Annotated in this window: 12 protein-coding genes and 2 pseudogenes; 3 read left to right on the forward strand and 11 right to left on the reverse strand. The window is 74.9% G+C overall.

The features are described from left to right. Positions 1-4 precede the first annotated feature (4 nt). From GEV43_RS35935 to GEV43_RS35965, 10 genes and pseudogenes are all read right to left on the reverse strand, one after another. Complete coding sequence (locus GEV43_RS35935) at positions 5-1,258, reverse strand: acyl-CoA dehydrogenase family protein (protein ID WP_160825228.1); 1,254 nt, start codon at positions 1,256-1,258, stop codon at positions 5-7. Then, positions 1,255-1,515: a phosphopantetheine-binding protein gene (locus tag GEV43_RS35940; RefSeq protein ID WP_160825229.1), complete on the reverse strand. Its 261-nt coding sequence runs from the start codon at positions 1,513-1,515 to the stop codon at positions 1,255-1,257. The genes GEV43_RS35935 and GEV43_RS35940 overlap by 4 nt, the downstream gene beginning before the upstream one ends. Next, a complete protein-coding gene (locus tag GEV43_RS35945; protein ID WP_160825230.1) occupies positions 1,512-2,912 on the reverse strand; it encodes a type III PLP-dependent enzyme in 1,401 nt (466 codons plus the stop codon). The genes GEV43_RS35940 and GEV43_RS35945 overlap by 4 nt, the downstream gene beginning before the upstream one ends. Then, positions 2,909-4,693: a class I adenylate-forming enzyme family protein gene (locus GEV43_RS56605; RefSeq protein WP_375539135.1), complete on the reverse strand. Its 1,785-nt coding sequence runs from the start codon at positions 4,691-4,693 to the stop codon at positions 2,909-2,911. Before GEV43_RS56605 ends, GEV43_RS35945 begins: the two co-directional genes overlap by 4 nt. After that, entirely contained in the window at positions 4,690-4,971 is a 282-nt protein-coding gene (locus GEV43_RS56610; protein ID WP_375539136.1) for an acyl carrier protein, read from the reverse strand. The genes GEV43_RS56605 and GEV43_RS56610 overlap by 4 nt, the downstream gene beginning before the upstream one ends. Positions 4,972-5,014: 43 nt before the next feature. Continuing rightward, a pseudogene (locus GEV43_RS56615) lies at positions 5,015-6,550 on the reverse strand (amino acid adenylation domain-containing protein); the annotation flags it as partial. After that, complete coding sequence (locus tag GEV43_RS35955) at positions 6,547-7,440, reverse strand: hypothetical protein (protein WP_160825232.1); 894 nt, start codon at positions 7,438-7,440, stop codon at positions 6,547-6,549. The gene GEV43_RS35955 and the pseudogene GEV43_RS56615, both read right to left, overlap by 4 nt. 194 nt (positions 7,441-7,634) lie before the next feature. After that, positions 7,635-8,939, reverse strand: a complete 1,305-nt coding sequence (locus GEV43_RS35960) for a methylaspartate mutase (protein WP_160825233.1) — start codon at positions 8,937-8,939, stop codon at positions 7,635-7,637. Then, positions 8,929-9,090, reverse strand: a complete 162-nt coding sequence (locus GEV43_RS48555) for a hypothetical protein (protein ID WP_206681553.1) — start codon at positions 9,088-9,090, stop codon at positions 8,929-8,931. Before GEV43_RS48555 ends, GEV43_RS35960 begins: the two co-directional genes overlap by 11 nt. Then, the gene (locus GEV43_RS35965) at positions 9,042-9,362 is read right to left on the reverse strand and encodes a cobalamin B12-binding domain-containing protein (RefSeq protein WP_206681554.1); all 321 of its coding nucleotides are present in this window, start codon (positions 9,360-9,362) and stop codon (positions 9,042-9,044) included. Before GEV43_RS35965 ends, GEV43_RS48555 begins: the two co-directional genes overlap by 49 nt. Before the next feature lie 428 nt (positions 9,363-9,790). On the opposite strand from GEV43_RS35965, the gene GEV43_RS56620 reads away from it, so the two are divergent. Beyond that, a complete protein-coding gene (locus GEV43_RS56620) occupies positions 9,791-10,069 on the forward strand; it encodes a LysR family transcriptional regulator (protein WP_160825234.1) in 279 nt (92 codons plus the stop codon). Continuing rightward, positions 10,006-10,749 carry a LysR substrate-binding domain-containing protein gene (locus GEV43_RS52025; protein WP_160825235.1) on the forward strand — a complete coding sequence of 248 codons (744 nt, stop codon included), beginning with the start codon at positions 10,006-10,008 and terminating at the stop codon, positions 10,747-10,749. Before GEV43_RS56620 ends, GEV43_RS52025 begins: the two co-directional genes overlap by 64 nt. A gap of 270 nt (positions 10,750-11,019) precedes the next feature. On the opposite strand, the pseudogene GEV43_RS52030 reads toward GEV43_RS52025, so the two are convergent. After that, positions 11,020-11,913: pseudogene (locus GEV43_RS52030) on the reverse strand (glycosyltransferase family 87 protein); the annotation flags it as partial. 79 nt (positions 11,914-11,992) lie between these two features. On the opposite strand from GEV43_RS52030, the gene GEV43_RS35985 reads away from it, so the two are divergent. Beyond that, a complete protein-coding gene (locus GEV43_RS35985; RefSeq protein WP_160825237.1) occupies positions 11,993-13,222 on the forward strand; it encodes a sensor histidine kinase in 1,230 nt (409 codons plus the stop codon). Positions 13,223-13,262 lie beyond the last annotated feature (40 nt).

The raw sequence follows: 13,262 nt of genomic DNA on the forward strand, positions 1-13,262 counted from the left end.
CCCCTCACCCCCGGCCCGGGGCCTGGTCAGCGTCCCGGTCCCGTTCGCGGTCCCGTTCGCGGTCCGGCTCGCCGCCGAGGGGGCCCGACGCGGCGAACGAGCACGCGGCCGTGTCGAGCAGCCCGAGCTTCCCGTTGGCCCGCAGCAGGCGGCGGTTGCCGTACATCAGGCTCGCCGACCGCAGGTCGCGGAAGATCCGTTCGAGGACGAGCCCGTCGCCCTGCTGGTAGCCGAGGCCGAGCCCGGCGATCTCCAGCAGCCCGTCCACCGCCGCGAAGCTGCGCTCGGACGCCGTCACCTTCACGTTGTTGATCATGATCTGGAAGGCGGGGCGGTCCCGCTCCGCGCCGTCGCGCAGCTCGTACTCGCGCAGCCCCGCGGCCACCATGGCCTCGGCCACGTCCAGGTCCTGCCGCGCCCGCGCGATCCGGTCGAGCACGTCGTCGTCCCGGCGGATCGACGGGCCGCCCCCGGCGGGACGGCGCGCGTGGGCGACCACGTAGCGGAGCGCGGCGCGGGCCGCGCCGGTCCACGCCGCCGCCCAGCCGAGGTGGCCGAGCGGCGCCATCGTCCGCATCGCGACCCGCGCGAAGCCGCCCGGCGGCTCGATCAGGTGGTCGCGGGGGACCTCCACGTCCACCGTCATCGACACGTTGCAGGTGCCGCGCATCCCCAGCATCCGCAGCGGCGCGACCACCTTCGGGTCCGACAGCTCGCGGGGGCAGTGGACGAGGACCACGTCGTCGGCCGCGCCGTCCTCGGACCGGCGCATGGTGACCAGGAACGCCCCCGCCTGCCCGCCGCCCGACACGACCGGCGCGTCCCGGTGGAACCGGACGACGCCGTCCCGCTCGTCCAGCGCCGCCGCGGCGGTCAGCATGTGGCCGCCCTTGCCCGCCTCGGTGGTGATGGACCCGATCAGCGCCTGCTCGTCCACGACCGGGCGCAGCGCGGCGGTGCGCAGCGGCTCGGGGGCGTACTCCGACAGCACCGCCACCTGCTGGCAGTGCATGACCCACAGCACGGCCAGTCCGAGGCACTGCCCGCCCAGCTCGGCCGCGACGTTCAGGAACGCGGCCGGGCCCGCCCCCGCCCCGCCGCAGTCGGCGGGCACGGTGTACGACATCAGGCCGTGCTCGCGCAGCACCCCGATGCCGAGGCCCTCGGGGTCGCCGGTCGTGTCGACGACCTCCGCGATCTCCGCGAGCCGCGCGGTCAGCGCCGCCGTGTCGACGCCTCCGCCCGCCCGGACGCTCACGACTCCACCCGGTCGGGCAGGTGCGCCGCCACGACCGCCCAGATCCCGTCCGCGGTCGCGAACACCTCGTCGGTGAACGCCGAGTCGGGGAACGTGAAGTCGAACGCGTCCTCCAGGTCCATCACCAGGTCCACGGCCCGCATCGAGTTCAGCCCGAGCGTCCGGAGGTTCGCGTCGGGGGCGATCTGCGCGACGTCCTCCACCGCCCCGAGGTGGCCGAGCAGCACGCGCAGGAATTCCTCGCGCCGGTCTGTCATCGCATCTCCGCTCTCTCGCCTGTGGCCCTGCCGTCCGGGCCGGACGCGCCGTCCGCGCCGTTCACCCGGTTCACTTCGTTCGCTGCGTTCATTTCGTTGGCTGCGTTCGCTTCGTCCCGCTCGGGGACCCGCCGGTACGCGGTCTCCAGCCGGAGCGCCGCCCGGACGCCGCCCGCGTCCACGGCGACCTCGGCGGGCGCGTCCCGGCCGAGGAACGCGAGGAGCGCCGCCGTCAGCCCGTACGCGCCCACGTTCGGGACGGCCAGCAGGTCGCCGGGGGCCGCTCCGGGCAGCCGCGCCCGGTGGTTCAGCAGGTCCAGCGCGGTGCACAGCGGGCCCGCGAGCACCGCCGCGCCGTCCGCCTCCGCGCCGTCCGCCGCCGCCTCCGCGCCGTCCGGGCCGGGCTCGGCGAGCGGCAGCACGCCCGCCATGATCGGCGGAACGCGGCGCAGCCCCTGCATGCCGCCGAGCACGTTGATGCCGCCGTCCGCGATCACGAACCGCTCGTCCTTGCTGCGCTTGACGTCCTGAACGCCGAGCACGAGCGTCCCGCAGCCCCCGGCGAGGTAGCGCCCCGACTCGAACGCCACGACCGGCGGCGCGTCACCCCGGCCGGAAGGCGGTCCCGCCGCGCGCGGGAGGTCCGCGAGGAGGCTCGCGAGCCGTTCGGCCAGGCCGGGCCAGGCCGGACGGTCGCCGGGCCGCGCGTACGGGTGGCCGAACCCGCCGCCGAGGTCCACCGTCTCCAGCCGCAGCCGCAGCGCCTCCTGCGCCTGCCGGACGGCGTCCAGGGCGAGCGCGAACCAGCCCATCAGGCCGTCCACGTCGTCGATGTTCGTCCCGACGTACACGTGGTAGCCGACCAGCTCGACCCCGTCGGCGCGGAACCGCTCGGGACTGGCGCGCACCCACGCGACGTCCGCGCCGAACTGCGACGGCGCGCCGCCCATCGCGAGGCCCGCGCCGCGCGGGTAGTCGGCCGGGTTGAGCCGCAGGATCGCCTTGACCGGCGTCCCGGCGCGCCGCGCGCACAGCCCCAGCCTGGCCAGGTCCGTGGGGGAGTCGACGGAGAACAGGCGCACCCCGCGCGCGATCGCGTGCCCGAGCTCGTCCTCGGTCTTGCCGGGGCCGGTGTAGAGGCAGGAGCCCGGGGCCGCGCCCTCGGCGAGCGCGGTGTCCAGCTCGCCGCGCGAGCACACCTCGGCGCGCGCCCCGGCGTCGAGCAGCCCCCGCACCAGCGGCGGGAACGGGTTGGCCTTGAGCGAGTAGAACAGGTGCGATCCGGCCGGGACGGAACGCGCCAGCTCCGCGTGCGCCGCCCGCGCCTCGTCGAGATCGTAGACGTACAGCGGCGTGCCGTACCGCGCGGCCAGCCGCCGCAGCAGGGGGGCGCTCACGCGGGCCGCCCCGCCTTCGCCAGCGCCCGGACGGCCACCGGATCGACCTTGCCGTTGCGGTTCAGCGGCAGCCGCTCGACGGGAACGATCAGGTCGGGCACCTTGAACCACTCCAGGTGGCGTTGCAGCCCGGCCCGCACCTGCAAGGACGTCAGCTCCGTGACCACCGCCAGGACGGGCGGGTCGTCGCCGCGCGCGCCCGCGCAGTACGCCTCCAGCACGCCCTCGACCTCTTCGGCCGCCATCGCCACCTCCGTCGCCGACACCCGGAACCCGTTGGACTTGTAGATGTCGTCGTCGCGGCCGTGGAAGTACAGGTAGCCGTCGTCGTCCAGCCAGCACTGGTCGCCGGTGAACAGCGCCCGCTCCCCGTACGGCCCCCACGGGCGGAACCGCGCGGCCGTGCCGTCCGGGTCGCCCCAGTACCCCTGGGTGACGTGCGGGCCGCGCACGACCAGCTCGCCGACCTCGCCCGGCGGCAGCGGGCGCCCGTCCCCGTCCACGATCACGCACTCGGTGTCGTCCAGCGGGCGGCCGACCGAGCCGGGCTTGAGCGGCAGCTCCTCGGGCAGCAGGATCGAGATCCGCTTGCACTCGGTCAGCCCGAACATCAGGTGCACGCCGAGGTCCGGGTAGCGGGCCCGCAGCCGGGCCAGCAGGTCCGACGACATCGCCGCTCCGGTGTTGGTGAGCACGCGCAGCGGCGGCAGCGCGTCCGGGGAGCGCCGCGACAGCCGGTCCAGGTTGTGCGCGAGCCCGGGGACGGACGGCAGCACGGTCACGCGGTGCCGGAGCAGGAACGCCAGCAGCCCGGGGCCCGCGTCGGCGCCCTTGCCCCAGACCAGCCGGCACCCGGAGAGCATGCTCAGCAGGATCTGGTACACGCCGTAGTCGAACGCGAGCGGCAGCACGCAGCCGATCACGTCGTCCGGGCGCAGCCGGAGCCGCCGGGCGATCATCTGGGCGGCGAACACCATGTTCCCGTGGGTGCCGACGACACCCTTCGGCCGTCCCGTCGACCCGGAGGTGTAGAGCACGCTGACCAGGTCCCGGGAGATCGGCCGCTCCGCGGTCGACGGCCCGCCCACCGCGCCCACCACGTCAAGCCCTCGCGCCGCGGCCAGCCTCTGCGCCGCGTCGAGCCCTTGCGCCGTGGCCAGCCTTTGCGCCGCGTCCGACCCCTGCGCCGCTTCCGACCCTTGTGTCGCGTCCGGGCCTTGCGTCGCGTCGGGTGCTTGCGTCGCGTCGGGTGCTTGCGCTGCGGCCAGCCTTTGCGCCGCGTCCGGACCTTGCGCCGCGGGCGGGCCGAGCTGTCCGTTCGGTGCGGTGCTGCCGGCGTGTCCGTTCGGTGTGGGGGGTGGGGTGCCGAAGCAGTGGAGTGCGGTGACGGGGAGGCCCAGGGACGCGGCGTGCGCCTTGGCCGGGGTGTCGTCCTCCGCGAGCACCAGCACGGGGGCGCAGTCGCGCATGACGTGGTCGGCGGCGTACTCGGTGGTGTCGCCGTTCATCAGCACGTAGACGGCGCCGAGCCGCGCCACCCCGAACATCATCGCGATCGCGTCCACGAACTCGTCGATGACGACGACCACGCGGTCGCCGCGCCGCACCCCGTTGCGCCGCAGGCCCGCCTCGGCGGCGAACGACGCGTCCCGCAGCTCGCCGAACGTGCAGCGGCGCTCCCCGCTGACGAGGGCCGTGCGGTCCGGCCAGCGGTCGGCGGCGCGGTCGAGCAGGTCGTGCAGGAGCGAGACCTCGGGCTCCGGCCGGGAACGGGCCGTCATGACGCCACCCCTCCCCGCTCCCCGCCGAGCGCCGGGACCACCAGGGTCGCGGCGACGGCGTCCGGGGTGGCGAACGCCTCGGGGGAGATCAGCTCGTCCGGCAGCGCCGGGCCGAGCTCGTCCTCCAGGCCCTCGACGACGGCCGCGAGCGCCAGCGAGTCGAACCCGGGCACGTCGAACAGCGGGGCGCCGGGGCCGAGCTCCGGCCCGTCCCCGAGCACCGAGCGCAGCACCTTCAGTACGAGGCCGAGGGCGGCGGCGTGGACGTCCTGCGTCATCCGGCCGCACCCCCACGGCCGAGCGGGCGATCTTCCCGGTGGACGTCACCGGCAGCTCCTCGTGGATCGTGACCGTCGCGGGGACCATGTAGGCGGGCACCTGGCCGGCGAGCCAGTGCCGCAGCGCGGGCGGGTCCGGCGGGTCCGCGCCCGCCGTCACCACGTGCGCGTCCAGCAGCGTTCCGTGCTCGGGATGCGGGACGGGGCGGACGACCGCCTGCGCCACCCGCGGATGCGCGAGGATCGCCGCCTCCACCTCGCCGACCTCGACGCGGAAGCCCCGCGTCTTGACCATGCCGTCGCGGCGGCCCTGGAAGCGCAGGACGCCGGAGCCGTCCGCGCTCGCGAAGTCGCCGGTCCGGTAGTGGACCCGTTCGGCCCCCTCCTCGTCCCGGAGCGTGACCAGGGCCTGCGCGGTGCGTTCCGGATCGTTGAGGTAGCCGGGGGTGACGGACGGGCCCGCGACGAGCAGCTCCCCCTCGGCCGACGCGGAACGCGGCACGCCGTCGTCGCCGAGCAGCCGCACCCGCGTGCCGGGGACGGGCAGCCCGATCGGCATCCGGTTCCCGGCGAGCAGCTCCGGCGTCACGTCCGCCCAGGTGACGACGTTGGTCTCGACCGGGCCGTAGAGGTTCGTGACGCGCGTGTCCTCCGGCAGCGCCGCGACCAGCGTCCGGAGCTGCGGCACGTGGAACTCCTCCCCGGCGTACAGCAGCCGCCGCAGCCGGGGCAGGCCCTCCTGCGCGAGCCCCGAACGGCGCGCGATCGCGTTGAGCGCCGACGGCACCGCGTACAGCGACGTGATGCCGTTCTCGCGCAGGAACCGGTAGGACGCGGCGGGGAACATCACCGTCCGCTCGTCCATCAGATGCAGGGTCGCGCCGGAGGTCAGCGCCACGAACACGTCGTACACGGGCAGGTCGAAGTGCAGCGGCGCGTGCTGGGCGACCCGGTCGCCGGGGTCCAGGGGGAACGCGCCGGCGGCCCAGTCCACGAAGTAGCCGGCGTTCGCGGCACTGATCATCACGCCCTTCGGGACGCCGGTGGACCCGGAGGTGTAGAGCACGTACGCCAGGCCGTTCGCGGCGATCTCGGCGGAGCCGGGGGCGTCCCGCCGGGAGACGAGCAGGTCTCCGCCGAGCAGGTCGCCCGCCGGTCCCGACCACGCGCGCCCGCCGGTGAGGTCCGTCAGGGGGCCGAGGGGCTCGTCCGGCCAGTTCGCCGCGGTCCCGGTCGAGGCGAACAGCAGCGCCGGGTCGGCGTCGGCGACGATCCGCCTGCGGCGCGGCAGGGGCGCGTGCGGGTCGATCGGGACGTACGGCACCCGGGCGATCAGGCAGGCCAGCATCAGCACGATCGCCTGCGGGCTCTTGCGGACGCTCAGGCCCACGCACTGCCCGCTCCCGGTGTTCGCGGCGATCGCCTCGGCGGCCTCCGCGGCGAGGTCCAGGCACCGGCCGTACGTCAGGCCGGGCCGCGCCGTTCCGTCCGGCGCGGCGGCGGGCGCGATGGCGACGGCGTCCGGGGAGTGCCGGGCGGCCTCGGTGAAGCGCCGCGCGATGTCGTGGGCGGGGTTCATCGGCGCTCCTTCTTCCCGGGCTCTTGCGCCGCTCCGGGGGAGAACTCGGCGACGAAGGCGGCGGCGAGGTCGCGTTCGGCCGCCGCGGCGGCCGCCAGCAGGTCGGCGACGCCGCCGGGCGCGCGGCGGCCCGCCCGCAGGCGGCGCAGCGCGAGGTACGCGAAGCGGTTGACCTCGGACCACCGCGCGACCACCGCGTCCCGGAAGCGGTCGCCGAGGTCCGCGGGCACCGGCGAGCCCGGCTCGGCGGCGAGGTCGTCCAGCCACGTCGCGTAGAGGCCGCGGCGCCGCTCGATCGTCCAGCACGCCTCGCAGAACCGGTCGAACGCGGACGGCCCGACGTCGTCCGGCCGGTTCTCCTCGATGAACGCCTCGTACGGGTCGCCGGGACCCCGCCCGGCGAGCGCCGCCAGGTTGGCCCGGAACAGCGCGGCCCGGTCGACGCCCGCCCCGTCCGCCGCTTTCGCCGCGTCCTCCGCGCCCTTCTCGGGGTGCAGGGAGACGAACTCCGTCGCCGGGTCGCGTTCCAGCACGGCGGTCAGGGCCGCGTCGACCGTCGTCTCCAGGGGGCGCGCGTCGCCCCACTCGGTGCGGTTGTCGTAGCCGTCGACCACCTGGAGCGTCCGGGGCGGCCCGGTGACGGCGGTGACGACGAAGCTGTGCTCCACGTGCTTGCGCCCCGTGTACGGGCACCAGGGGAGCTGGTACGCGTCGGTGACCACCATGGGGACGCGGCCGTCCGACAGCGCGCGCTCGCAGGCGTCCGCCAGCTCGCCCTCCTCCACGCGCTCGGAGCGCGGGCGCAGCCCGGCCAGCGCGGCGCACCGTTCGGCCTGGGGCTCGAAGTCGAGCCGGGGCGCCGCGCCCCGCCCGGGTCGTACGCGAACCACCACTGGGAGCCCAGCACCGACCGGACGTCCCGGCACCCCTGGGCGAGCAGCGCCATGCCGAGCGTGACCTCCCAGCAGTCCAGCAGGCCCGGGTCCAGCCCCGCCTCAGCGAGCGAGGAGGGGGAAACGACCGCCGTGGATCCTTCCATCGCATTTCTCCTGCGCCTGAGAGCCGATCGGTGAACGGTCTGGAATCAGTTCGGCGGGCCCGCCGCCGCATTGTCGAAACGCTCGCGCACCCAATTCAGCATCCTCAGCAGTTCCATTGACTCCGGCAGCGGTTCGCGGCCGTTCCCGGATTCGCGCGGCGACGCCTTCAGCGGCATGCTCCCGACCGACGCCCAGCGGAGCCTTCCGGCCCCGTCGAGAAACGTCCGGGCCCGGTTCCTGTTGTCGGCGTGCAGGCAGTAGGGGACGTCCAGATGCCCTCGGGAGAAGGCCATCTGGAATGCCTTTCCGACGTCGCCGGACAGGTCGAGGACGTTGTCGACGAGCGCCCGCGCCTCCCGGTAGACGTCGGTCTCCCTCGTCCGCTCCGGGGAGGGCGGCGGCGGGGCGGAGCCCCGGAAGCGGAGCGCGGCGGCGTGGGCCTGCTCCAGCGCCACGATGTTGTCCTCGATCGTGGGGATCCGGGACGCCTCCGCCCTGGTCTTGAGGATCAGCCGTTCCGCGCCGGTGGCGACCGCGAGGCGGACGCTCTCCTCCAGCAGCGCGCCCGCGCCCCGCGCCGTCTCCGGGAACACCCCCATGTAGGTGTAGAGGACGATGTGCCGGTCGAGGTCGCCGAGGAACTCGCCGGCGAGCAGCCGCAGCGCCGCGACCGCCTCGGCGTCCTGCCCGTGGTGGGTCTGCTGGGCGTAGCTGAGCGACACGCTGCGCAGGCCGTGCTGCCGGAAGAACAGGCCCTCCAGGACGCTCAGCGCGACGAGCAGGGACGGCGGGCAGAGCTGGCCGAGCATGCACCCGCCGAAGCTCTCCAGGTGCGCGTCCGGCGTCCGCGCCAGCAGCTCGCACGACCTGCGCCAGTCCTCGACCGCCTCCGCGAGCGGGACCCGGCTGTACGGCAGGCAGTACGACACCGGGCCGCCCTCGGCGGCGGACAGGCCGCAGCGCAGCGCCGTCCGCACGATCGCCGACGGCAGCGCCGAGCCGTGCCGCACCTGGACCGGGAAGCCCTCGCCGGCGATGCCGGCGACGACCGCGGCCGTCGTCTCCTCGGGGTGCGCGACCAGGGGATACCCGTTCAGGTCGGCGCCCGTGGCGAGCGCGCGGGCCGCGCGGTCGTGCGCGCCCACCCGGGTGTAGCTGTCGAGCGTGATCGTCCCGGCCGCGGTCGCCCTGGCGGCGCGCACCGCGAGCAGGCCGCGGCGCATCGCGTCCGGCGCGCCGAAGCCCATCCTCGGCTGCACGACCAGCCGGCCGGCGCGCGCGTGCCCGGCCACGAACCCGCCGAACGACGCGCCGGCCGGGGCCGTGCCGGGCGGCGCCTCAACGGACATGCGCGTCCGCCGGAGTGCGGGCGGGCTCCGGCAGGGCCAGGAAGGAGCGGAACTCCGGCAGGGCGGAGCCGCCGTCGTAGACGCCCGTGTAGCCGAGCGCGGTCAGTTCCGCCCTGACCTCGCCGGGGTCGGAGCGGCCGGTCGTGAGCATCCCCCGATGACCGCGGGCAGCCCCGCGAGGTCGGGGTCGCCGCGCAGCGCGGTGATCAGCTCGGCGCCCTCGACCCGGCCGTGCCCGTTGACGGTGCTGACCGCGAGCAGGTCGGGGCGGACGGCGCGGCACTCGTCCAGCACGCGGGCGACCGGGGTGCAGGCGCCCAGGTTCCGGACGGCGTAGCCGGCCTCCTCCAGGACGCACTGGAGGACGACGAGCCCCCAGGTGTGCGAGTCGGACGGGGTCGAGGTGACCACGGCGGTCCGCACGCGGCCCCCGGGCGCGGCGGCCACAGGGCGTGGACCGGCCGGATCGGACGGGCCGGAAGGGGCGGGACGGCCGGATCGGGCGGGGCGGCGGGCGGGTTCGGCGGGAGGACGGGCGGGATGCTGGACGAGGCGTCGGGGAATGGCGTGGGGGCACCGCTCATCGGGGTCCTTGCGACGAAAGGTGACAGGAGGGCGGCGTGTTGTCCGGCGGAACGCGCCGAACGAGATGGGCACGTTCCATTCTCAGAGTGAAAAGGCATGGCGAAACGCCGGAAACATAGTGCAGTGACGTTGACAATGAAGCTCCTGGTCCATAACATCCGCTGTCACCACTCGTGGCACACAGCCAACCTGAGCCCGCCGGGCGCAGTCCAACAGAAAAACGATGGCGGTCCGACAGCGAAGGCTTGTCAGGCCAGGTGAGAGACATGGATCTGGATCTAGCCCACGTTCGTGCCTTCGTCACAGCGGCCGATCACCTGCATTTCGGCCAGGCCGCAAAAGATCTCTCCCTCTCGCAGCAGGCCCTGTCCGCGCGCATCTCCCGGCTGGAGGGCGGCCTCGGCGTGAAGCTCTTCGTCCGCGGCGCGCGCGGGTCACGCTCACCCCGGCCGGACGGCACTTCCTCGACCCGGCGCGGCAGGTGCTCGCGGCGGGCGACCACGCGGTCGCGGCGACCCGTCCCGGCGGCCGGCCGCTGCGGATGAGCGTGTGGGGCAGCCTGTTCTTCCCCGCCGAGGCGATCCGCGTCCTCACCGAGGGCGACGCGGGGCCCCGGATGGAGGTCGCGGTGTGCCGCGACCTCCCGGACGCGATCGGCGCGCTGCGCGAGAGCGAGATCGACGTGGCGTTCGGCCGGGTGACGCCCGGGTGGGGCGCCTCGGCCGGGACGCTCGCGCGGCGGCTGATCCGGCTGGACGCCATGGCGGTGATCGTCAACGTCGAGCACCCGCTGGCCGGGCACGCCGAGCTCAGCCCGGCCGACCTGCGCGGCACGCCGCTCTGGCTGCCCGCCCCGCTGGAGTCACTGGACTTCCTCCGCCAGTTCGTCGAGCACTTCGGGCTGGAGGGCCGGTTCGGCGGCATCGACCTCGGGCCGTACCACATCCCCTGGCTGCTGCGCGACGAGCCGCACCTCGCCGCGGTCGTCCCGGCGCACGTGAAGCCGATCGGCGGGCCGTTCCTCCGGCTGATCCCCCTCGTCGACCCGACGCCCCTGTACGGCTCGTCGCTGCTGTGGAGCAGGGACCAGCGGAACCCGGCGTTCGACCGGCTGCTGCGCAAGGTCGACGCGGCCATCGAACGGCACGCGTGGCTCAGCTACGACAGCGCCCGCCACTGGCTTCCCCAGGCCGAGCAGGCCGACGTCATGGCCCTCGCCCTGTAGCGGCGTCCCGGCGTCCGGGCGCCGTAGCCGCACGCCCATGTAGGCGAGGAACGCCAGGCCCGCGACCAGGTAGCAGTTGGCGACGAGCGTGAGCGGTCCGTGGAAGCCGTACTGGTCCGGGTCGCCGTTGTGCGGGGTCCACCACAGCGGCGAGGCGGCGAACACGACGTAGGCGCACGCGGCGGTGGCGCGGTGGCCGTTCCGGAGCAGGACCAGCAGGGCCGGAACGACCCAGACCCAGTGGTGCGCCCAGGAGATCGGCGACACCAGGAGCCCGGTGACGCCGGTGGCGGAGGCGGCGGCGAGCCAGTCGGACTTTCTGGCCCAAAGGACGGCGACCGCCATTCCGGAAACGCCGAGGACGAATGGCAGAACGGGATACCAGGCGCCGATCTCGTCCACTCCTCCGAAGATTCTGGCCGCCGCTCCGTAAGGGGACTGGTTGCTGATGTACGGGACCCCGACGCGCGAGGTGTCGTGGAAGACGCCCGACCAGTAGACCCGCGACGCGTCCGGCGAGACGGCGTACGCGAGCAGCGAGCACACCAGGAACGCGGCGCCCGCCGTGACCGCCGCCCGGACCCGTCCGGCCAGCAGGAGCAGGACCACGAACACGCCCGGCGTCAGCTTGATCGCGGTGGCGATCCCGATCCCGATCCCGGCGGAGCGGCCGAGGGAGACGCGCCTGATGTCGGCCATGACGAGGGCCATCAGGAACGGGTTGACCTGGCCGAGGAAGATGGACTGCCACATCGGCTGGAGCGCCAGGCCGGCGGCCACGGCGGCCGCGGCGGTGCGCCGGGACGGACGGAGCCCGGCCAGCCTGAGCCCCGTCACGCAGGCCCAGGCGAACGCGCCGACCGAGGCGAGCTGCCAGGCGACCCGCGCGACGGTGAGCGGGAGCGCGGAGATCGGGACGAAGACCGCCCCCATGAACGGCGTGTTGGTGAACCAGTGCTCGACGAGCTGCTCCTCGTAGAGCCGCGCGCCGTCCGTCACCGCCCGGCCGCCCTCCCAGTAGATATGGAAGTCGAGGGAATTGTAGGCGACCGCGAAGACGAGGACCCCGATGATTTCTATGGCCAGTATTCCGTAAATCCAGCGTTTCACGCTTTCAACGCTGTCGCGGGGCGCGGTCGCGGGGCATCGGGCCGTCGGCCACATTCCATGCGGCACCCGTTAGCCCGAGGGCTTAAGCCCGCGGGCCAATGTGCCGTCCGGGACGGGCGGTTACGATCGGCGCATGTCCGCGTTGTCCGAATCCCCGCGCCGCCGGGCCCGTCCGGCCGTGCTCACGGCGCTCACCTGGTGCCTGGCCGCCGCGTACCCGGCCGTCCTGTACATCGTGATGCAGGACGGGCACATGGGCTTCCGGGTCGCGGAGGTCGCCGTGGCCCTCGCGCTGACGGTGGTGGTCTTCAGGCTGCTGCGGCGCCGGCCCGCCGCGGTGCTGGCGCTGCTGCTCCTCGCCTGGACCCTCGCCCTGATGGCGATGCGCAAGTTCGAGGTGGAGACCGCGCAGGTGGCGCTGACCGACGCGGCCATCGCCTACATCGCGGCGACCCGTTCGCGCCGCTACTCGCTCACGGCCGCCGGCCTGACGCTGCTCGGGCAGATCCTGTCGGCCGCCGCGTTCCCGCCGGGCGTGCCGGGCCTGGCGGCGCGGAGGGAGGCCCTGGACCAGCTCGCCAACGACCTCGCGGGCCGGACCGCGTTCATCGTCCTCGCCATGGTGGCGCTCTGGATGGCGGGCAACTCGGTCCGCGTGCGCCGCGAGCACGCCAGGGAGCTGGCCGCGCGGGCGACGGCCCAGGCGGTCGCCGAGGAACGGCTGCGGATCGCCCGCGAGCTGCACGACATGGTGGCGCACAGCATCGGCATCATCGCCATCCAGGCGGGCGTCGGCAGCCGCGTCATCGGCACCCAGCCCGCCGAGGCGCGCAACGCGCTGAGCGCGATCGAGGAGACCAGCCGCGACACGCTGTCGGGGCTGCGCCGGATGCTCGGGGCCCTGCGCCGCGCCGAGCCCGTGCCCGGCACCTCCGGCGCGTCCGACGGGGACGCCGCGCCGCGCGATCCCGCGCCGGGCCTCGCCGACCTCGACCGGCTCGCGGCGGCGACGCGGGACGCGGGCGTGCGCGTGGAGGTGACCCGGCTCGGCGAGAGCCGCCCGCTGCCGTCCGACATCGACCTGTCGGCGTTCCGCATCGTCCAGGAGGCGGTCACCAACGTGGTCCGGCACGCCGGCACCGACCGCTGCCGGGTGACCATCGACCAGCGCGACGGGGAGCTGGCGGTGGAGATCGTCGACGACGGGCGCGGCCACGGGACGACGAGCATCGGGTACGGCCTGGTCGGCATGCGCGAGCGCGTCGGCCTGCTGCACGGCGACCTCACCGCCGGACCGCGCCCCGAGGGCGGCTTCCGGGTCGCGGCCCGCCTGCCGGTCCCCGCCACGGCGGCGGCCCGATGACGGCCGCGGGCCCGCCCGGCGCGGACCCGGGCGCGACCGC

The sequence above is a fragment of the Actinomadura sp. J1-007 genome (assembly GCF_009793335.1).
Taxonomy (GTDB): domain Bacteria; phylum Actinomycetota; class Actinomycetes; order Streptosporangiales; family Streptosporangiaceae; genus Spirillospora; species Spirillospora yumaensis.